General features: G+C 64.5%; 17 protein-coding genes and 1 pseudogene. 8 read left to right on the forward strand and 10 right to left on the reverse strand.

The genetic code is table 11. The features are described 5' to 3' along the window. Positions 1-32: 32 nt before the first annotated feature. On the reverse strand, positions 33-1937 hold the full coding sequence (locus HDG37_RS12960; protein ID WP_184047815.1) for a propionate--CoA ligase: 1905 nt from the start codon (positions 1935-1937) through the stop codon (positions 33-35). A 161-nt stretch (positions 1938-2098) separates the two neighbouring features. On the opposite strand from HDG37_RS12960, the gene HDG37_RS39210 reads away from it, so the two are divergent. Together HDG37_RS39210 and HDG37_RS12970 are read left to right on the forward strand one after the other, a co-directional pair. Then, complete coding sequence (locus HDG37_RS39210; protein WP_260334724.1) at positions 2099-2689, forward strand: DUF2778 domain-containing protein; 591 nt, start codon at positions 2099-2101, stop codon at positions 2687-2689. Between the two features lies 1 nt (position 2690). After that, on the forward strand, positions 2691-2933 hold the full coding sequence (locus HDG37_RS12970; RefSeq protein ID WP_184047818.1) for a hypothetical protein: 243 nt from the start codon (positions 2691-2693) through the stop codon (positions 2931-2933). Between the two features lie 712 nt (positions 2934-3645). Here HDG37_RS12970 and HDG37_RS12975 read toward each other — a convergent pair. After that, complete coding sequence (locus tag HDG37_RS12975; protein ID WP_184047821.1) at positions 3646-4911, reverse strand: MFS transporter; 1266 nt, start codon at positions 4909-4911, stop codon at positions 3646-3648. A gap of 483 nt (positions 4912-5394) precedes the next feature. Between HDG37_RS12975 and HDG37_RS12980 the strand changes: the two genes are divergently transcribed. Continuing rightward, on the forward strand, positions 5395-6996 hold the full coding sequence (locus tag HDG37_RS12980) for a methyl-accepting chemotaxis protein (protein ID WP_184047824.1): 1602 nt from the start codon (positions 5395-5397) through the stop codon (positions 6994-6996). Between the two features lie 15 nt (positions 6997-7011). Here HDG37_RS12980 and HDG37_RS12985 read toward each other — a convergent pair. Further along, positions 7012-7416: pseudogene (locus HDG37_RS12985) on the reverse strand (HlyD family efflux transporter periplasmic adaptor subunit); the annotation flags it as partial. A gap of 112 nt (positions 7417-7528) precedes the next feature. Between HDG37_RS12985 and HDG37_RS12990 the strand changes: the two are divergent. Genes HDG37_RS12990 through HDG37_RS13000 form a run of 3 tightly spaced genes read left to right on the forward strand, consistent with a single transcriptional unit; the run spans position 7529 to position 10515 of the window. Continuing rightward, positions 7529-8845 (forward strand): DUF2974 domain-containing protein, encoded by a 1317-nt coding sequence (locus HDG37_RS12990; protein ID WP_184047827.1) that lies wholly within the window; start codon positions 7529-7531, stop codon positions 8843-8845. A gap of 14 nt (positions 8846-8859) precedes the next feature. Beyond that, positions 8860-9681 carry an ankyrin repeat domain-containing protein gene (locus HDG37_RS12995; protein ID WP_184021769.1) on the forward strand — a complete coding sequence of 274 codons (822 nt, stop codon included), beginning with the start codon at positions 8860-8862 and terminating at the stop codon, positions 9679-9681. An 18-nt stretch (positions 9682-9699) separates the two neighbouring features. After that, positions 9700-10515: an ankyrin repeat domain-containing protein gene (locus tag HDG37_RS13000; RefSeq protein WP_184047829.1), complete on the forward strand. Its 816-nt coding sequence runs from the start codon at positions 9700-9702 to the stop codon at positions 10513-10515. Between the two features lie 261 nt (positions 10516-10776). On the opposite strand, the gene HDG37_RS13005 is transcribed toward HDG37_RS13000, so the two are convergent. Genes HDG37_RS13005 through HDG37_RS13020 form a run of 4 tightly spaced genes read right to left on the reverse strand, consistent with a single transcriptional unit; the run spans position 10777 to position 15727 of the window. After that, complete coding sequence (locus HDG37_RS13005; RefSeq protein WP_184047832.1) at positions 10777-11670, reverse strand: HlyD family secretion protein; 894 nt, start codon at positions 11668-11670, stop codon at positions 10777-10779. Positions 11671-11683: 13 nt separating this feature from the next. Further along, positions 11684-11884 (reverse strand): DUF1656 domain-containing protein, encoded by a 201-nt coding sequence (locus tag HDG37_RS13010; protein ID WP_018421177.1) that lies wholly within the window; start codon positions 11882-11884, stop codon positions 11684-11686. Further along, positions 11874-14093: an FUSC family protein gene (locus HDG37_RS13015; RefSeq protein WP_184047835.1), complete on the reverse strand. Its 2220-nt coding sequence runs from the start codon at positions 14091-14093 to the stop codon at positions 11874-11876. Before HDG37_RS13015 ends, HDG37_RS13010 begins: the two co-directional genes overlap by 11 nt. A gap of 8 nt (positions 14094-14101) precedes the next feature. Beyond that, the gene (locus tag HDG37_RS13020) at positions 14102-15727 is read right to left on the reverse strand and encodes an efflux transporter outer membrane subunit (protein ID WP_184047838.1); all 1626 of its coding nucleotides are present in this window, start codon (positions 15725-15727) and stop codon (positions 14102-14104) included. A gap of 155 nt (positions 15728-15882) precedes the next feature. On the opposite strand from HDG37_RS13020, the gene HDG37_RS13025 reads away from it, so the two are divergent. Together HDG37_RS13025 and HDG37_RS13030 are read left to right on the forward strand one after the other, a co-directional pair. Further along, positions 15883-16821, forward strand: coding sequence for a LysR family transcriptional regulator (locus HDG37_RS13025; RefSeq protein WP_184047841.1), 939 nt, complete (start codon positions 15883-15885; stop codon positions 16819-16821). Between the two features lie 267 nt (positions 16822-17088). Next, positions 17089-17241 (forward strand): hypothetical protein, encoded by a 153-nt coding sequence (locus tag HDG37_RS13030; RefSeq protein ID WP_167544144.1) that lies wholly within the window; start codon positions 17089-17091, stop codon positions 17239-17241. A gap of 43 nt (positions 17242-17284) precedes the next feature. Here HDG37_RS13030 and HDG37_RS13035 read toward each other — a convergent pair whose 3' ends face one another. Genes HDG37_RS13035 through HDG37_RS13045 form a run of 3 tightly spaced genes read right to left on the reverse strand, consistent with a single transcriptional unit; the run spans position 17285 to position 20164 of the window. After that, entirely contained in the window at positions 17285-18091 is an 807-nt protein-coding gene (locus HDG37_RS13035) for a metallophosphoesterase (protein WP_184047844.1), read from the reverse strand. 52 nt (positions 18092-18143) lie between these two features. After that, the gene (locus tag HDG37_RS13040; protein WP_184047847.1) at positions 18144-19562 is read right to left on the reverse strand and encodes an FAD-binding oxidoreductase; all 1419 of its coding nucleotides are present in this window, start codon (positions 19560-19562) and stop codon (positions 18144-18146) included. A gap of 32 nt (positions 19563-19594) precedes the next feature. Continuing rightward, positions 19595-20164, reverse strand: a complete 570-nt coding sequence (locus HDG37_RS13045; protein ID WP_184047850.1) for a DUF2069 domain-containing protein — start codon at positions 20162-20164, stop codon at positions 19595-19597.

Below are 20164 nucleotides of genomic sequence, written 5' to 3' on the forward strand. Positions count from 1 at the left end.
TCGTCCGCCTGGTCGCCCGCTGCTTGGCCCGCTTATTCCTTCCTGCCGTCGGCGAGCGCGTCGCGCACCTGCTGCAGCGCGGCCGGATCTTCGATCGTCGGCAAATCGCCCGGCTCGTGCCCTTCGGCGAGCGCCGCGATAGCGCGGCGCAATAGCTTGCCGGAGCGCGTCTTCGGCAGCATCGATACCATCACCACGCGCGCGGGCCGCGCAATCGAGCCGAGATGGCGGTCGACCGTCATCGCCAGCTCGGCTTCGAGCCGCGCGCGCTCGCTCGGGTCGCCTTCTCCCTGCGCGCCGCGCAGCACGACGAAGGCCATCGCCGCCTGACCCTTGAGCGGATCGGTCACACCGACCACCGCGACTTCCGCGACAGCCGCATGGCTCGACAGCGCCTCCTCGATCTCGCGCGTGCCGAGGCGATGGCCTGCGACGTTGATGACGTCGTCGGTGCGGCCGAGGATCGTCACGTAGCCGTCCTCGTCCTGCACGCCCCAGTCGAACGTCGAATACACCTGCTGGTTCGGCACGCTCGACCAGTAGGTGCCGACGAAGCGCCTGTCGTCGCCCCATACCGTCGACATGCAGCCCGGCGGCAGCGGATAGTCGAGCGTCAGCACGCCTTTCTCGCCGGGCGCGCAGGGCTCGCCGGTCAGCTCGTCGCGCACGGTCAGGCTATAGCCGATCGAGGGCACGCCCGGCGAACCGAGCTTGGTCGGCAGTGCCTCGATGCCGCGCGGAATCGCGAGCATCGGCCAGCCGGTTTCGGTCTGCCAGTAGTTGTCGATCACCGGCTTGTTCAACGCGGTGGAGATCCATTCGGCGGTCGGTTCGTCGAGTGGTTCGCCGGCGAGAAACAGCGTGCGCAGGCTCGACAGATCGGCTGTCTTCATCAGCGCCGGGTCCTGCTTCTTCAGCACGCGTATCGCGGTCGGCGCGGTGAACATCAGGTTGATCTTGTGCTGTTCGACGAGCCGCCACCAGATGCCGCCGTCCGGACGAATCGGCGTGCCTTCGTACATCACGGTGGTCAGCCCCGCGATCAGCGGCGCGTACACGATGTAGCTGTGGCCGACCACCCAGCCGACGTCGGACGCGGTGAACATGGTGTCGCCGGGCTTGCCCTCGAAGATGTATTCCATCGATGCCGCGAGCGCGACCGCATAGCCGCCGACATCGCGCTGCACGCCCTTCGGTTTGCCGGTCGTGCCCGACGTGTACAGCACGTACGATGGCTCGTTCGATTCGAGCCATTCGCACGGGACGTGGGCGTCGAAGAACTGTTCGCGCAGCGGCTCGTAGGCGACGAGGTAGGGTGCGTTCAGTCGCTCGGGCGCGAGCTGCCGGTCGATCAGCAGCACATGCGGTGTCTTGTGCATGGCGCGCGCGAGCGCTTCGTCGACGAGCGGCGTGTAGTCGACCACCTTGCCGCCGCGCGCGCCGGCGTCCGCAGTGACGATCAACACGGGCTTCGCGTCGTCGATACGCGTGGCGAGGTTCGGCGCCGCGAAGCCGCCGAACACGACCGAGTGGATCGCGCCGAGCCGCGCGCAGGCGAGCATCGCGAACAGCGCCTCGGGGATCATCGGCAGATAGATCAGCACGACGTCGCCGCGCTTCACGCCGAGCGAGCGCATGACGGCGGCCATCCGGTTGATTTCGGCGTACAGATCGGCATACGTGTAGTGCCGCTCGATGCCGGTTTCGGTCGATACGTAGACGAGCGCGTTCTGCTGCGCGCGTTCGGCCAGATGCCGATCGACCGCGTTATGGCAGAGGTTCGTGCGACCGCCGACGAACCAGCGCGCGAACGGAGGCTTCGAGCGGTCGAGCACGGTGCCGAATGGCGTGTGCCAGTGAATGCGCTGGGCTTCTTCGCGCCAGAAGGCTTCGGGGTGGTCGATCGAGCGGCGGTGGAAATCGCGGTAGCGGGTCATCGGCGGCGATCCTCGTGCGGCGGGAGTGGACGGGGTTGGATGAAACGGAATCGCAAATTGCGCGCCCGGTGCGGCGCTGATTATGCGCACAAGCATAGCCACGGGCGGGAGGGGGGGCAAGCGGGTTCGCCGTAAGGGCGAAGGGCAACAGAAGGAAGTCGTTGTTCGTCATTTTCATCCGTCGCCCATTTCTTGTTTCTGCACCGCCAGGTAGGGTAGAGGCGATCAACGTGACAGGTCGTTTTCCCCCAGATATTGAGGTTTGTATGTTCGATCGATACGCCTCGGAGCGTGGTAGTCCGCGTGTTCCAGCTTGCGCGAGGTCTCAAGTCTTTCTAAACTTCAACGGTCGTTTTTTAACCATGAGTGGTCCGACTTCCCGTATCTATGCCGCCGTGTCCGGAAGAACGGATAGCGGCGGAAAATTCGATTATTCGTCGATGCGTCAGCGCAAAGATGGTGTGGGTCCAATTCCCCCCGGCCAATATTGGATTGAGCCTTCGCAGATGTGGGAGAACCATTGGTACAACTTTGCCCCGCGTGCTGCCTGGGGTGATCATCGGATCACGATTCATGTCTATCCCGGAACACAGACGTATGGACGGGGCGGCTTTTTTATCCACGGCGGCACGCATGCGGGTAGCGCGGGTTGTATCAACCTGCATGCCGGGATGGAATCTTTCGTACGCGACCTGAAGGAGGCGGCTACGCCGTCGCCAGATTGCTACATTCCCTTGACGGTTAGGTACTGACATGCGGAAGTCCAGCATCGCCCGTTTTCTCGCTGGCGTAGTTCTGCTTGCCCTTGTCGTTGCGGTTGCTGCGTTTAACGTGATTAACCTGGACGAAGCGTATGGAAGCGGCGAGCCCTATTATTCGCGCGCGACGAACATGGACAAGTGGAGCGATCCTTTGCCGGTGCTGGCCGTTGTCGACGGTGTTGCGGTTATCGTCATTGCGGTGGGGTTTTTGCTGTGGAGGCGGATGCGGGGCTAAGGCGAGGGTGGTGTTCTTTGCGGTGTTGGCCTTTCCTTGCTTTGTTATCGGTCTATTAGCGTTGCCCCTGTGCGGGGCGGCACCTACTTTCTTTGCTGCTGCAAAGAAAGTAGGCAAAGAAGACAGCTCAAACCGCCAACTCTTAAGCGGGTCCTTCGGTCTGCATGAGGTAGTGGTGCATCTGGAATCCGTGCTCCCGCACATTCGGCGCCAGTGACAAGGCAGTCATTCTTCCGGCGGCGCTACGCGCGCCGAAACCCCGTTCCAAAACCACTGGTGGTTTCGGCGCATCGCCGAGGCGCAGCCGACGGCCCCCGCTGCGCGGGCCAAACCATTGGTTTCCCTGGCAGACCCGTCCGCGACGCACGTAGTGCGGAGTGGGAGGGATGATGGCTTTGTCACGAACGGGGAATGTGCGGGGGCACGGATTCCAGATGCACCACTATCCCTTCCAAGCCAGGGGACCCGCTTAAGAGTTTGCGGTTTGAGCTGTCTTCTTTGCCTACTTTCTTTGCAGCAGCAAAGAAAGTAGGTGCCGCTCCGCACAGGGGCAACGCTAATAGACCGACAAGACAACAAGGAAAGGCCAACCAAGCCAGAACAACGAAAAAAGCCCCGCCCCGCACAGGGGCAACGCTAATAAACCGACAAGCCAGCAAGAAAAGGCCAACACCGCACGATAAGGAAAAAGCCCCAACCCCGCGGCACGCGCTCACCCTTTAACCCGCTTCCCCTCAACATCCGGCAACAAAACAGTCAGCGCCCCAATCAACGGCAAAAACGAACAAACCTTATAAACAAACACAATACTGGTAGCGTCAGCGAGTTCCCCAAGCACCGCGGCGCCCACGCCGCCAAGCCCAAAAGCAAAACCAAAGAACAACCCAGCCACCATCCCAACCTTCCCAGGAATCAACTCCTGCGCATAAACAAGAATCGCCGAGAACGCCGAGGCGAGCACCACCCCAATAACAACCGTCAGCACACCAGTCCAGAACAGATTCGCATACGGCAACAGCAGCGTAAAAGGCGCGACGCCAAGAATCGACACCCAGATCACGTACTTGCGCCCGATCTTGTCGCCGATCGGCCCGCCGATCACCGTACCCGCCGCGACCGCCGCGAGGAACACGAACAGATGGATCTGCGCGGCCTGCACCGACAGATGGAACCTGTCGATCAGATAGAACGTGAAATAGCTATTGATGCTGGCGAGATAGAAGTACTTGGAGAACACCAGCAACACCAGCACGCTCATCGCCAGGATGATCTTGTTACGCGGCAGCGTCACATGCGCGCCCTGGCCGCGCGCCTTCCTGACCGACGGATGACGCTTGTACCAGCGGCCGATCTGCGTGAGCACGACGATCGCGACGAGCGCCGCCGCCGAGAACCACGCGATGCTGCGTTGCCCGTGCGGAATCACGATCAGCGCGGCGAGCAGCGGCCCGAGCGACGAACCCGCATTGCCGCCGACCTGGAACAACGACTGCGCGAGACCGTGACGGCCACCCGAGGCCATCCGCGCGACTCGCGACGACTCCGGATGGAACACCGACGACCCGCAGCCGACCAGCGCCGCGGCGACCAGCAGCACGCCGAAGTTCGGCGCGACCGACATCAGCAGCAGCCCGGTCAGCGTGAAGCCCATGCCGACCGGCAGCGAGTACGGCTTCGGATGTTTGTCGGTATAGCTGCCGATGAGCGGCTGCAGCAGCGACGCGGTGATCTGGTAGGTCAGCGTGATCAGACCGATCTGCCCGAACGACAACGAGAAGTTGTCCTTGAACATCGGGTAGATGGCGAGCATCAGCGACTGGATCATGTCGTTGAGCAGGTGCGAAAAGCTGATCGCACCGAGCACGGAATACACCGTGCGCTGGACCTTGGCGGTCGCCGGCGCAGCGGCGGCCGGGGACGCGCTCGCCCCCGTGGCGGATGCGCCGGCAAGGGCGCTTTTATCGAGGCTCGTTTCCATACGCTAGAAAAAAAGATCGGGAAAACGGTGGAATGAAAGATCGGCACCGAAAACCGGTGCGGGCAGCACGCCTCGTAGGCGCGTTCCGCGAAGCACTGCGGCGTTTCGTCGCGGCAACCGGCGTTTTGAATATCTAGCCGAAGTTTAATGTGGCCGAAGTGAATTGTAAGGACAACTTTTGTCGCGACTCGGACAAGGGGAGTATGACTTTTCAGTCGGCGCTGAAAGGACGAATCGTCAGCTCTTTGCCTGAAGAAACTTTTTTTGGCGAGTTTTTGGCCACGGTATAAAGCGCGCTCGCGATTGCGCGGCTCACGAAGCAGCGCGTCGAACATGGAACCGGGAACGGCAAGCGGCGCACGACCCGCCCCGGCCTGCACAAGCGAAATTCAAGATCGCGGGGCGGGCTGCCGTAGACCCGGAGAGATAAGTGGTGATGCCGGAACCGACCGTCCGGCGCGTCGACATGTGGGGACGGGGATTATGAAAGCAGTGGCACACAGCGCAGCGGCAACGAAGTTCAACGGCCTGTCGGTCAAGGCGACGCTGCGGATCGCGTTTGCGATTCTGCTCGCCGGCACGCTCCTGATCGGCGTGTTTTCGCTGCTGCAGATCGGCCGGCTGAACGCGTCCGCGCAATCGATCTACGACCAGGGCCACGTCGCGAGCCGCGCCGCCGAGGAAGCGCGCGGCCACATGCTGCGCGCGAGCCGCGCGCAAAAGATGCTGCTCACCGCGACCACCGCGAAGGAGCGCGACGAACTCGGGGCCGACATCGAGCGCGGCCTCGCGGGTCTCAACGAGCAACTGCGCACGCTCCAGCAGTACGTCGATAAGTCGGACGCGAAGGCGGTCGGCGCGCAGAAGGCGTTCACCGAGGCGGTCGCGGCATGGAGCAGTCATCTGCGCGACTTCGTCACGCTCGTGAAAGCGCAGCCGCTCGATCTGTCGCAGATGAACTGGCAGGTCGGCACGCAGGACGTGTCGCTGCTCGTCGAAACCGGCAAGCTCGAAAAGCTCGTCGACGAACTCGTCGCGCAGCGCGGCACCGCCGCGAAGGCGACGATCGACGCGTCCGGTTTCATCTATCACTCGTCGTTCGTGATGATCGCGGTGATGACGTTCGCACTGATCGTGCTCGCGTTCGGCATCGCCGCGTGGGTCGTGCGGCGGCTCACCGCGCAGCTCGGCGGCGAGCCCGCGTACGCGAAGGAGATCGCGCGCCGCATCGCCGCGGGCGATCTGTCGAACCGCATCGCGCTCGGCGGCAAGGACCGTGCGAGCATGCTGTTCGCGCTGTCCGACATGCAAAGCGGACTCGCGACGACGGTTGCCGACATCGCGTCGAGCGCCGATGCGATCGCGACCGCGTCCGGGCAGATTTCGATGGGCAACCTCGATCTGTCGAAGCGTACCGAGCAGCAGGCGCTTGCGCTCGAGCGCACCGCGACCAGCATGGAGCAGCTGACCTCGACGGTGCGTCAGAACGCCGACAACGCAAAGCAGGCGAGCACGCTCGCGAACAACGCGTCGGCGATCGCCGAGCAGGGCGGTGCGGTCGTGAGCCGCGTGGTGGCGACGATGAACGACATCAACGACAGCGCGCGCAGCATCGGCGACATCATCGGCGTGATCGAGGGGATCGCGTTCCAGACCAACATCCTCGCGTTGAACGCGGCCGTCGAGGCGGCGCGCGCGGGCGAGGAGGGGCGCGGCTTTTCGGTCGTCGCGGCGGAAGTGCGCAATCTCGCGCAGCGCAGCGCGGCGGCCGCGAAGGAGATCAAGGGCTTGATCCAGACTTCGGTCGAGCGCGTCGGCAACGGCTCGACGCTCGCCGCGGACGCCGGTCAGACGATGGACGAAGTCGTCAAGGCCGTGAAGCGCGTGACCGACATCATGGGCGAGATTTCGGCGGCGTCGTCCGAGCAGAGCGCCGGTATCGAGGCGATCAGTCTCGCGGTCACGCAGATGGACTCGGGCACGCAGCAGAACGCCGCGCTGGTGGAGCAGGCCACCGCCGCGGCCCGCTCGCTCGACGATCAGGCGCGCGGGCTGAAGGCGATGGTGGGGCAGTTCAGGCTATAAAAGGCGGCGCGGGCGTCAGCTCGCGTTGGCCGACGAGGAGCCGGAGCCCGTCCCCGGCCGCACCACCACCGTGCAGGTCGTGCCCGCCGCCAGCATCACGTCGGGCGGCACCGAGTCGATCCGCACGCGCACCGGCACGCGCTGCGCGAGGCGCACCCAGTTGAAGGTCGGATTCACGTCCGCGAGCAGTTCGTGGCTTTGCGGATTGTCGCGGTCGTAGATGCCGCGCGAGATGCTCTCCACGTGACCTTGCAGCGTGCCGCCGCTCATCAGCCGCACTTCGGCCTGATCGCCGACGCGCACGTGCGGCAGCTTGGTTTCCTCGAAGTAGCCATACACCCAGAACGAGTGACTATCGACGATCGCGAGCTTCGCGGCGCCGGCCGTCGGATAGTCGCCGCGGAACACGGACAGGTTCGTCGAAAGCTGTGGAGATTTTGGGCCGTCGCCCATGTACGGACTGCCTGTCGCACGGTAATTATCTGACTGCTGTCACCCCGGCAGCGACTTCAGATAGACCATCGACACACCTATGTCCCTGTCCGTATTTGAGATGCACTCCCTGGAGCTGTTCTGCCAGCGGCCACCGGGTACCTGTTACGTCATCTGCGACGAATGGCACTATAACGCGTGCCTCGGCAAGGCCGCAGACCTTCAGAGAGCCAGGGCGGAGACCCGGGAATTTCTTGCTATCGCCACACTGAATCGCGGAAAGTGGGAGGAGGACCGGAAGCTGGTCAGGAATCTCATCGACAGTCACTGGCTGTTTTTTCATGATGTACGGGACCGGAACCCTGATACCGATGGTTGGTGGGTCATCGTTGCTCTTCTCGAAGAGGTTCGCCGGGGCAAACTGCTTGCCGTTAAAGGTCCGCGTAATGGCCTGTTTCCGTCACCGTACAGTAGCACGCCGTTAATGAATCCCGTAGGGAGGACCGGCAGTCACGCGAACGGCGAGCCCATTCTGTCCGTTCAGTATGATCCGGCCACCTGGCAAACCCGGCTGGACGCTGCGCGCGCAGCCCGGGCGACACCGCCGCGCATTGAGATACCACAGGCACTGACCAAGGCGCAGCGGTGGCAGACGCGCAAGGCGCTGATTGCGGCGGGCAATGCAGCCATGTCAGGGCGCGTGCGGACAGCGGCTGAGCGGCTCGCCCGCAACAATGTCGCGGTGGAGAAGGCCAGACTCTCCGATCATGTCTACGAGCCGTCCAGGCCGGTGCCCGAAGGGTGGGCGAACCGCAGCGGGGATATGGAATTTCTACGGCAGTACGGCTTGAAGCCAAAAGACCTGGAAATCGAAGGCTCGAACTTCAGGGCGCAGCTATACGAACCGGATGCGGCGGTCTTCGGTGCCGCCATGAATCCGACACTCGCCTTCAAGGGAACCGAAATGACGAGCCTGAGCGACTGGTCAAACAACTTCAACCAGAGCGTGGATATGAAGTCGCCTTACTATAGACGAGCCGTAAATATTGGGGAAAAGCTGCGCGATAATCCCCCGCCAATTGATATTGCCGGACACTCGCTAGGTGGTGGTCTCTGTTCTGCCGCTTCTTTGGCCAGCGGCAAGGACTGCTGGAGCTTCAATGCTGCCGGTCTGCACCCGAAGACGGTCGAACACTACGGCGGCCAGGTCACGCCATCGAACATCAATGCGTACCATGTGAAGGGCGACATTCTGACCGTGGCACAGACGTGGACGCCTCTGCCCGGTGCAGCCGGTACTGCCTATCCCCTGCCCGGCAGCGGCTCGCCCGTGTCGCGGCACTTCATCAGGCAGGCAATAGACAGCATCGAGCAGCAGAAGGCGGAGGACATCGCCGTACTTGAAACACTGTCATAACGTGGCTGAAAGCGATGAAAACACTCAGCCGAATCCTTATCGTGCCGGTGCTGTTACTGGCGCTGTCCCCTGTGGTTCATGCAATGAAAAAATTTCCCGCCACTGATTTTTTTAGCGGCCCGCAACTCGAACTGGCGCAGGCCATCGAGCGAGGTGACATGGAGCAGGTCCGGCGGCTGGCACCGAAGACGGACCTGAACACGCCCGGACGCAAGAACATGACGATGCTGTTTTTTGCCTTTCAGGAGGCGTTGCAGCGCGACCCGCATCGGCTTGCGGTTGCGTCGGAGGTGGTGAGGGCCGGGGCCGATCCCTTGCAGGCCGTACCGGATTTTGGCAGCCCCCTCGGGGTCGTGCTCAACAGCTCCCACCCGGAATTCCTGCGCGCGATGCTGGACGGGGGCGTTGATCCTAATCTGGTCTACAAGGGAGATCCATTAATTTTCTTTGTTGCAGGAGAGTCGACATCTGGCTCACTCAAGCTGCTGGTGGAGCGTGGCGCGGATGTGAACCGGCGCGATTCGTTGCGTAATTCAGTGCTGTATGAGGCGCTGGCAAATCGCGCACTAGATCAAATTGACTACTTGCTGGATCATGGGGCGAACCCCGACACCTACGATATCAAAGGCCTGTCGTTTCCTCAGGCGCTATCAACGCGCATTGCCGATAACGCATCCGCGCCCAATTCTCCGACCTACATGAAGCTAATCGAGATTCGGGATCGCATCATCAGGATGGGCGTGAAATGGCCCCCGAAGACACCGGCACAGATACGGGCGCGCTGGGGGGCAAACGCACCACGTTGGCTCGATGACAGCAAGCTTCCGCTGCCTTGAATAACGTGGCTGAAAGCGATGAAAACACTCAGCGGAATTCTTATCGTGCCGGTGCTATTACTGGCGCTATCCCCTGTGGTTCATGCAATGAAAAAATTTCCCGCCACTGATTTTTTTAGCGGCCCGCAACTCGAACTGGCGCAGGCCATCGAGCGAGGCGACATGGAGCAGGTCCGTCGACTGGCACCGGAGACAGACCTGAACACGCCCGGGCGCAAGAACATGACGATGCTGTTTTTTGCGTTTCAGGAGGCATTGCAGCGCGACCCGCATCGGCTTGCGGTTATGTCGGAGGTGGTGAAGGCCGGAGCCGATCCCTTGCAGGAAGTGCCGAATTTTGGTGATCCGCTCGGGGTTATGCTCAACAGCTCCCACCCGGAATTCCTGCGTGCGATGCTGGACGGCGGTGTTGATCCAAATTTGATATCAGAAGGCACCCCGATAATTTTTGATGTTGCAAGCGATCGTAAATTGGGCTCGCTAAAGTTGCTGGTGGAGCGTGGCGCGGATGTGAACCGGCGCGATTCATTGCGCAACACATCTCTCTACGAAGCGCTAACTGGCTACGACACCGGGGCAGTCAATTACCTTCTCGATCACGGAGCCAACCCCAACACTTACAACATCAATGGAATCTCATTCCCAAGACAATTGGAATCGCAGATAGAACATATAGGCTCCACCGCTGAATCAGGTGTCAAACTGGTCGAAATCCGAGACCGCATCATCAGGATGGGTGTGAAATGGCCTCCGGAGACTCCGGAACAGATAAAAGCACGTTGGGGAGCCAATCCTCCGCGACGGCTCGATGACAGCAAGCATCCGCTGCCTTGACACAGAGACCGACAGGGCAACCTTCGACTGGAAGTCCGCGATGAACCAGTTCGTCATCCTGTTTGGCGAGCGCTTCACGCTGGCGAAGGGGTAGGATTTTTTAAACCGACTCGCACACGAAAAGGCGGATAGGCTCCGGGCACGCAGCAGAACGCCGCGCTGGTGGAGGAGGCCACCGCCGCGGCCTGCTCGCTCGACGATCAGGCGCGCGGGCTGAAGGCGATGGTGGGGCAGTTCAGGCTATAAAAGGCGGCGCGGGCGTCAGCTCGCGTTGGCCGACGAGGAGCCGGAGCGTCTCCCCGGCCGCACCACCACCGTGCAGGTCGTGCCCGCCGCCAGCATCACGTCGGGCGGCACCGAGTCGATCCGCACGCGCACCGGCACGCGCTGCGCGAGGCGCACCCAGTTGAAGGTCGGATTCACGTCCGCGAGCAGCTCGTGGCTTTGCGGATTGTCGCGGTCGTAGATGCCGCGCGAGATGCTCTCCACGTGACCTTGCAGCGTGCCGCCGCTCATCAGCCGCACTTCGGCCTGATCGCCGACGCGCACGTGCGGCAGCTTGGTTTCCTCGAAGTAGCCATACACCCAGAACGAGTGACTATCGACGATCGCGAGCTTCGCGGCGCCCGCGCTCGCATAGTCGCCGCGGAACACGGAGAGGTTCGTCACGTAGCCGTCGACCGGCGACACCACGCGCGTGCGCTCGAGGTTCAGCTTCGCGGCGTCGAGCGCGGCGAGTGCCTGCTGATAGGCGGCATCGGCGGCGGACGCGGTATGCGTCGCGTTTTCGCGGCTTTCCTTCGACACCACCTGCGAATCCATGTCGGCACGCCGTTGCGCGTCGTCGCGCTTCATCTGCAATTCGGCCTTGCGCGCGGCAACGGCGGCCTGCGCCTGCTCGACCGCGATCTGGTAATGCGACGGATCGATCTGCATCAGCAGGTCGCCCTTCTTCACGAACTGGTTGTCCTTGACCGGCAGATCGACGATCGCGCCCGACACGTCCGGCGCGACGTTGACGATCTCGGCGCGCACGCGGCCGTCGCGGGTCCACGGTTCGTCCATGTAATGGACCCACAGCACGCGGCCAATCACGATCGCGACGATGAAAATGACGGCTGTCGCGATGAAGCCCACAAGATTTCGGATGGTCATGTTTCGACTCTGATCAACGATAAACGGCGAGGCCGAGAAGGCCGCACACGGACACGAGCAAGCTGGCCCGGAACAGGGAGGGGTGCCACACCACGCGATACAGGCCCGTATAGGCGATCACGCGATCGACGAGCCAGGTCAGCGCGGCGCCCGCGATGAACAGCAGCACAATGGCCGGCACATAGGCATCGAGCACGGCGATATCACGCGGCATGAGGAACTCCTTTTTCTTCTGATGCGTTCGCGCGTGCGCCGATCGCCGAGGCAAGCGGCGACTGCGGATCGAGCAGCGCGGTACGGATGAAATGCAGTTGACTGAGGATGCGCAGCAGCTGATGGCGTTCTTCACGCGACGGCGTGAAGCCGGCCATCAGCTGCTGCACTTGCGCGATCGCATCGGCGGTCGCCGCGAGCGCGCGCGCGAAGTGCTGCTGCCGGGGCCGCTCGAACAGCGCCGCGAGCGCATCGCGCAGCGCGCGCAGCGCGACGCGCCACGGTGCCGCTTGGTGGTAGCGCGGCTCGTTGGGCAGCGTCGCGATTTCGCGGCGCAGGTCGATCACCGCGTTGCCGACCTCCAACACCGAAAACAGCCAGCGCAGCGTGTCGCGCTTCGTTTCGGGCTCGTTCTGCGACAGCGCGTTGATCTGGAACATCAGATCGCGCGCGCCGCTTTCGAAGCGCGAGCGCACGCGTGCCAGACCCGCGCGGCCGGCCAGCACCACCTGGCGGCGCAGGTCGACGAGCAGGCGGTTGCGCAGCCACGGCGTCGACGGCGGCAGCAGCACCGCGAACGCCATCGACGACACCAGCATCGACAGCACCAGCGCGAGCGCGTCGTTCATGAACGCGCTCGGGTCGTAGTGCATCACGTTGTCGGGGCCGGCGAGGAAGCAGAAGAAGATGCAGTAGCCGACGCCGTAGCCCGCGAGCGTCGCACGCGTGGTCATCAATACGCCGAGCAGCAGGAACGGCGTGAGCGCGACGCACAGCATCACGAAGCCGTCGATGTGCGGATACACGCCGAACACCGCGATCATGCCCATCAGCGTCGCGAGCACCGTGCCGCCGGCCATCTGGAACGCGGTGCGCTTCGGATCCGGCGACGCCGACGCGAGCGCGCACACGGCCGCTGCGACCAGCGTGAACGTCGAGCCGCTCGGCCACGCGGTGGCGATCCAGAACGCCCCGAGCACCATCATCACGATGGCCGCGCGCAGGCCCGCGACGCCGGCCGCGATCGCGTTGGTTCTCGGCTCGTAGCGCTCGATCCAGCGTTCGCGCGCGTGCTTGTCGACGGCGAGCGACGCGTAGGTCGCCGCGTACGCATGCAGGTCGTCGATGAAGCGGTATAGCAGCTCGGCGCCCGTGTCGAAATCGAGCAACGGCGCGTCGGGGTGCGTTTCGAGCTCGTCGCGCGTCGCGCGCACGCGTTTGGGCAACTCGCTCCTGTAGGTGTCGAGCTGGGCCGCGGCGTGCGCGGCGTCGGCCGCGCTCAGCACCGGCTCGCCCGACTTCGCGAGCAACGGCGCGATCTCCTTGAAGTACGGTTCGAGCGCGGCGATCGCGATCGCCGCGCCGTGCGTGCCGCTGTCGCGCAGACGGTTCATCAGCTGATGCAGCGCGTGAAAGCGCGTCGACGCGGTCATGAACTCGCTGTTCAGACGCGCGAGGCGCCCGCCGCGCATCCGCGAATCGGGGCCTTCGAACACGGCGACGCTGCGCGCGGCCTCGAAGCCGACGATGTCGGCGACGAAGCGCGCATTGGTCGCCTCGATCTGGGCGCGGTCGTTGCGCCCGGCAAGCGACGCCGACACGTACTCGACGAACGCCGAGAAGCGCGCGCGCACGGTGCCGCGCATCTGCAGGCCGGCGAACTGCGGAAACACGAGGCCGCTGACCGCGCCCGCGCAGATGATGCCGATCACCACTTCCGCGACCCGCGTGAGCGCGCTCAGGAACGCGCCGTCCGGATGCTGCGAAGCGGGGATGCCGATCAGCGCGGCCGTGTAGCCCGCCAGCACGAAGCCGTACGAACGGAAGTTGCGATTGCGCGCGGCGCCGGCGGTGCAGATGCCGACCCAGATCGCGGTCGTGACGAGGAACAGCTCCGGCTGCTGCGCGAACAGTCCGATCAGCGCGAGCATTACGACGAGACCGACCAGCGTGCCGCAGATCCGATAGAAGCTCTTCGCGAACACTGCGCCGCTTTGCGGCTGCATCACGATGAACACGGTGGTCATCGCGGTGCGCGGCTGCGGCAGATCGAGCTTCATCGCGATGCCGAGCGCGAGGAAGCACGCGGCGAGCGCCTTGAACAGATAGATCCATACGAGGCCGTCGGTGCGCGCCCAGTGGACGGCGGCTTCGTAGAGTGCGGCGAACGAGGCGGGGCGCGAGTTCGACGGGGAGGGCGAGGAGGACATGGCCTTCCTTACTCGGACGCGGGCGCGTTCGGGGCGCGCGAGGCGGTGGTGGCGGCGATGGCTGCGTTGGTCCTGGCGTTGGCGTTGGCATCCGCATCCGCTGTTGCCGTGTCGCTACTCGCCGCGCCGCTCTTGTTCTCGCCGCTGCTCTTGCCATGCGCCGGCAACGTTTCGTTATCCCGCGGACCGTTGGCCGGATCGTCGAGACCGCCGCCGAGCGCCGTCATCAACGACGCATGCGCGCCGAGCCGCTCGGCCTGCACTTTGGCGACACCTTCCTGCGCGCGCAGCAACTGGTTTTGCGCGACCAGCACGTTCAGATAGTCGGTCAAGCCGCGCCGGTAGCCTTCGCGCGACAGCTCGTAGTTCCTGCGCGCGGCGGCGACCGAGCGGTCGGCGGCGTCGGCCTGGGTGGTCAGCGAACGGATGCGGATCACCTGGTCGGAGATGTCCTTCAGCGCGCCCACGATCGACTGGTTGTAGCGCTCGATGGCCTCGTCGTAGCCCGCCGACGCCGCGCCGAGCTGCGAGCGCAGCCGGCCGCCGTCGAAGATCGGCAGCGTCAGCGCGGGACCCACGCTCCAGCTATGCGACGGACTCTTCAGGAACTGGAACAGCGGCCCCATCGCCGCATAGCCGCCGATCGACGCGAGCAGGTTGATGTCCGGATAGAACCCGGCCTTGGCGACGTCGATGCCGCGCGCCTGCGCGGCGACCGTCCAGCGCGCCGCGACCACGTCCGGCCGGTGGCCGATCAGATCCGCGGGCAGCGCGGCCGGCAGACCGGCGGGCACGGCGAGCGACAGCGCCGGGCGCTGGATCGCGTCGCCGGCGCCTGGACCCTTGCCCGCGAGTGCGGCCAACTGATTGCGGCCGAGCGCGATCTTCTCCTCGATCGCGTCGATCTGGCGCTCGTACTCGGGCATCGGCGTCTCGGCCTGGCTCACTTCGAGCTGCGTGCCGATGCCGCCCTTCAGGCGCCGGTTCGCGAGGTCGACGATCTGCTGCTGTTGCTGCAGCGTGGCCTTCGCGATGTCGAGCAACGCGTAGTTCAGCGACATCTCGATATAGGTGCGCACGACGTTCGCCTGCAGTTCGAGCTGCGCGGCGCGCGCGTCGGCGGCGCTCGCGTGCGCGAGGTCGAGCGCGCGCTCGGCGGCGTTCTTGTCCTTGCCCCAGAAGTCGAGGTGATAGGCGAGGCCGAGCGTGCCGGTGTTGTTCCACGACTGCTCGCCGGCGAGCGGCCCCGGACCGTAGAACACGTTGTCGGCCCACTGCTGGCGCTGGATCGACAGGCTGCCGTTGACTTGCGGCGCCAGCGCCGCGCGCGCGACGCCGGCCATCGACGCCGCCTCACGCACGCGCGCCTGGGCGACCGCGAGACTGGGATTGCCGGCTTGCGCGTCCGCGATCCACCGGTCCAGCTGCGGATCGTCATAGGCGCGCCACCAGTCGGCGGCGGGCCACTGCGCATCGGCGTTGGCGGCGCGGATTGCGTTGCCCGCATCGAGCGACGCAGGATTGATCGTGTGCGTTTGCGGCGCGACGCCTCCGGTACTTGCGCATCCGGCGATTGTTAATAGGATCGTAAGAACCGCGGCCGCGGCGATCCCTTTGAGTACCGGAGACTGCACGATTTCCTCCAAATTTGACTATAGAAGCTTGTGCGCAATTATATTTTTCGATCGATTGCGGAATAACCGGTAAGGATGCAAGGCATTTTTACCAGACATGAGATAATCGCCATTGCTGATCGTGTAACAATCGCTGCCGATTTCTGAGGATAGGTATGGACACGCTTCAAAACATGCGCGTTTTCGTCCGCGTCGTCGAAGCGGGCAGCTTCACGGGCGCCGCGCAGCATCTGAATACGACGACGGCCTACGCGTCGCGCGCGGTTTCCGATCTGGAAGCGCATCTGCGCACACGGCTTTTGAACCGGACCACGCGCCGCATCGCGCTGACCGAAGCTGGCGAGCGCTATCTGCAGCGCTGCGAGCAGATTCTCGCGTACGTGGATCAGGCGGAGGCCGAGGCGAGCGATGCGCACGCGCGTCCGTCCGGCAAGCTGAAGGTTCACGCGATGACGAGCTTCGGCCAGCACTACGTGGTGCCGGCCGTGGGCCGTTACCAGCAGCGCTACCCGGACGTGCATATCGAACTGACGCTCGCGCAGCGCATGCCCGATCTGCTCGACGAAGGCTTCGACGTGTCGCTGACGCTCGCGACCGGCCTGCCGGATTCGGGGCTCGTGTCGCAGCGCCTTGGCAGCGCGTTCAGCATTGCGTGCGCGTCGCCGGCGTACCTCGAACGGCGCGGCGTGCCGCAAACCCCTGCGGACCTCGCGCAGCACGCCTGCCTGCAGATGGTGACGCCGGTGAATCCGCCGGACAAATGGACTTTCGACGGCCCGAACGGCGAGGAAGTCGTCTCGCTCGGCGCGGCGACGTTTCAGGTGAACGTGGCCGAGGCGATGGTCGTGGCCGTCGCCCAGGGCATGGGCGTAGCGCTGATTCCGATCTACTCGGCGATCAGCCGTTTGCGCAGCGGCGAACTGGTGTGGCTGATGCCCGAGTACACGTCGCAGCAGATGAATCTGTATGCGCTGTATCCGTCGCGGCAGTATCTCGATGCGAAGATCCGCACGTGGGTCGAATTCCTGCGCGACGAGTTGCCTTCGACGCTGGCAGCGGATCAGGCGGAGTTGCGGCAGTTCGCGCGGACCTGAACGGTCTGCTCGTCATGCATTGACGTTCGAGCGGCACGCGGAGTGCGGCACGCGGAGTGCGGCACGCGGAGTGCGGCACGCGGAGTGCGGCACGCGGAGTGGGCACGCGGCGTGACAGCCTGTTACACACGCGCCGCGCCGCAACATTTCTTTACTTCTGCCGCGCAGTCGATTTGTTAACGTGTCGTTCACGCGTCGCCGCTCTGGCCGGACGCGCTGGATTCGCCGCCGTTCGGCGCCTCGCAACCACTGAAGGACGACACATCCATGGATACGCACCTGATGATCGGCTTGGCCGTCATGTTTGGACTGATCGGCGTCGCCGCCTCGCGCGATCTGCTGCGCCGCATGCGCGAACAGCAGCCGCAGCTCGTGCCGGTCGAGGTCGAGTCACAGGATGCGCCGCGGCGCGAGCGGTGAGCGGCGGCGGGGTGATCTGACGCAAGAGGCCCGCTAGCACCCGCTAGATCTCGACGACCTTGTCCCACGCAAACAGCGGATTTTCCCACTGGCGCGTGCGCCGGTCGAAATAGCCGCGCGGATTGCACACGACCCGGGTGCCGTCCACCACGTAGTCGAACGACGTATGCGTGTGGCCATGTATCCACAACGCGACAGGCGCGCGCACGAGCTCGGGCAGATGGTTGACGAAGCCCGCCGACACGCGGTCTTCGGCAAAACGCCCGGCCAGGCTCAGCCGATGCGGCGCGTGATGCGTGACCACGATCGTTTGGCCGGCGAACGGTTTGGCAAGCTCGCTTTCGAGCCACGCGCGCGCATGCTGGTGCAGCGCGAGCGAATCGGCGGGCGTGAAGTCGCGTGCGGCGTCGCGCGGGTCGTGCGGCCAGTTCATCTGGATCAGCCCGCGATAGTCGAGCATGATCCGGCGCGCGGCGACGATCGATTCCTCGATTGCATCCGGCGTCGCGCCGTACAGCGCGAAGTCGGTCCACAACGTCGTGCCGAGCACGCGCCAGCGGCCCTGGCTGTCGACCAGCGCGGCGTTGTTCAGCAGATGCACGTTGTCGACCTGCGCGGCCGCGTCGAGCATCGCGCTCTCCAGCGCGCCGAATTCACCGTCGTAGTACTCGTGATTGCCCGGCACGTAGACGACCGGCACCGCGTCGTCGAACGCCTGCGCGGCCCAGCGCGGGCCGGCCGCATGATTGTGGATGTCGCCCGCCAGCACCACGAGATCCGCCTGCGCATGCGGGATCAGTTCAGGTTCGTCGTTTTCCAGATGCAGATCGGACAGCACGCGAATCTTCACGGACGCGACTCCTGCAAAACGCCTGCGCGCCGGATCGCGCAGGCTTCAGATATTAGCGTAGCACCTTGCCCGGATTCATCAGGTTCAGCGGATCGAGCGCCTGCTTGATCGCGCGCATCATCCGCACCTCGACGTCCTGCTTGTAGCGGGCGGCTTCGTCGATCTTCAACTGGCCGAGTCCGTGTTCCGCGCTGATGCTGCCGCGATGCGCATTGACGCTGTCGTAGACGATCCGGTTGATCGGGCTCTGGTACTGCCGCAGAAACGCCTTCGCATCGACGCCCTCGGGCGCCTGCACGTTGTAGTGCAGATTGCCGTCGCCGAGATGGCCGAACGTGACCATGCGCGCGCCCGGCGCGGCTTGCGCGATTGCCGCATCGGTCGCTTCGATGAAGTGGCCGATGCGTGAAATCGGCACCGCGATGTCGTGCTTGATGTTCAGGCCCTCCTCGGCCTGGGCGAGCGGAATGTGCTCGCGCAGATTCCAGAACGCGCGAGACTGCGCGAGGTTTTCCGCCACCACGGCGTCTTCCACGAGACCTTGTTCGAGCGCGGTTTCCATCAGCCCCTCGAACAGCGTGCGCGCGTGCACTTCGCTTTCGCTGTCCGACAGTTCGAGCAGCACGACCTGCGCATGCGGTTCGGCAAACGGATAACGCATCTGCTCGAAGTGCCGGCCGACGAGGCGCAGGCAGAAATCCGACATCAGTTCGAAGCCGGTCAGGAGCGGCCCGGCGACGCGTTGCGTGAGCGCGAGAAAATCGAGCGCCGCATGCGGCGACGCGAGCGCGGCGAGCGCGGTGACGCGCGCGGCCGGCTGCGGATGCAGCTTGAGCACCGCCGCGGTGATCAGGCCGAGCGTGCCTTCCGCGCCGATGAACAGGTCGCGCAGATCGTAGCCGGTGTTGTCCTTGCGCAGCCCGCGCAGGCCGTCCCACAGTTCGCCTTGCGGCGTCACCACTTCGAGGCCGAGGCATAGCTCGCGCGAGTTGCCATAGCGCAGCACGCCGGTGCCGCCCGCATTGGTCGACAGATTGCCGCCGATCGTGCAGCTGCCTTCGGCGGCGAGGCTCAGCGCAAACAGACGCCCGGCCGCTTCGGCGTGCTTCTGCACGTCGGCGAGGATCACGCCGGCTTCGACGGTGATCGTGTTGTTGTGCGGATCGATGTCGCGCACGCGATTCAGGCGGCGCAAGCTGATGACCGCCTGCGCGCCGCTCGCGTCGGGTGTCGCGCCGCCCGCGAGGCCGGTGTTGCCGCCCTGCGGCACCAGCGCGACGCGATGTTCGACCGCGAGCCTGACGAGCGCGGCGGCTTCCGCGGACGTGGCCGGGCACAGCACCGCGCAGGCCGCGCCGGTGTAGCGGCGGCGCCAGTCGGTCAGAAATGGAGCGGTGTCGTGCGGATCGGTCAGTACGTAAGTCGCGCCGATGGTGTCGCGGCAGGCGGCGAGAAAAGCGGTGTGGGTCATGTGGATCGGTTGACGGTGTTGGGGCTTGGGCCTCAGGCGGGCGGGGTCGGTTCGCTGGCGGCTTGCTTTGCAGCCTGCTTTGCAGCCTGCTTCGCGGCTCGTTTCGCCGCCCGCTTGAACGGTCCGACATACGCGAGTGCGCAGGTGAAGAAGATCATGGCGAGCGCCGCTTGAAGCCAGCCGAGCCGCGCGCTCAAGCCATGATCGCTCCAGCCACGCACGACGCCTTCGGCGAAATACAGCAGGATCAGCATCGACGCCCATTGCATCGTGTAAAGCCGACGTCGCCACACGCCCGGCAACGCGCAGAGTAGCGGTAACGCTTTCAGTACGAGCAGCGAGCCGCCAGAGCGCAACGGCGCGAGCCACCATTCCCATGCGACGGCAAGCACGATCATCGAGACCAGTGTGAAAGCGGCGACGAGCGCGGCGGCAGCTTTGGGTTGCACGGGCACGACGGTCGTAGATGCCGACGCGTTGGCCGCGAGGCTTGCGGGCGCCGCGTTCGCGTGGCCCCCGGAGTTCGTGGCCGCGAGTGCAGCGCCACCCGCGTCACGACGGGCGTCGTCGCGTTCGGTGGGTTGCGGATCCGGTTCGTTCAC

Origin of the sequence: Paraburkholderia sp. MM5384-R2 (assembly GCF_014201025.1) — a bacterium.
GTDB classification, from domain to species: Bacteria; Pseudomonadota; Gammaproteobacteria; order Burkholderiales; family Burkholderiaceae; genus Paraburkholderia; species Paraburkholderia tuberum.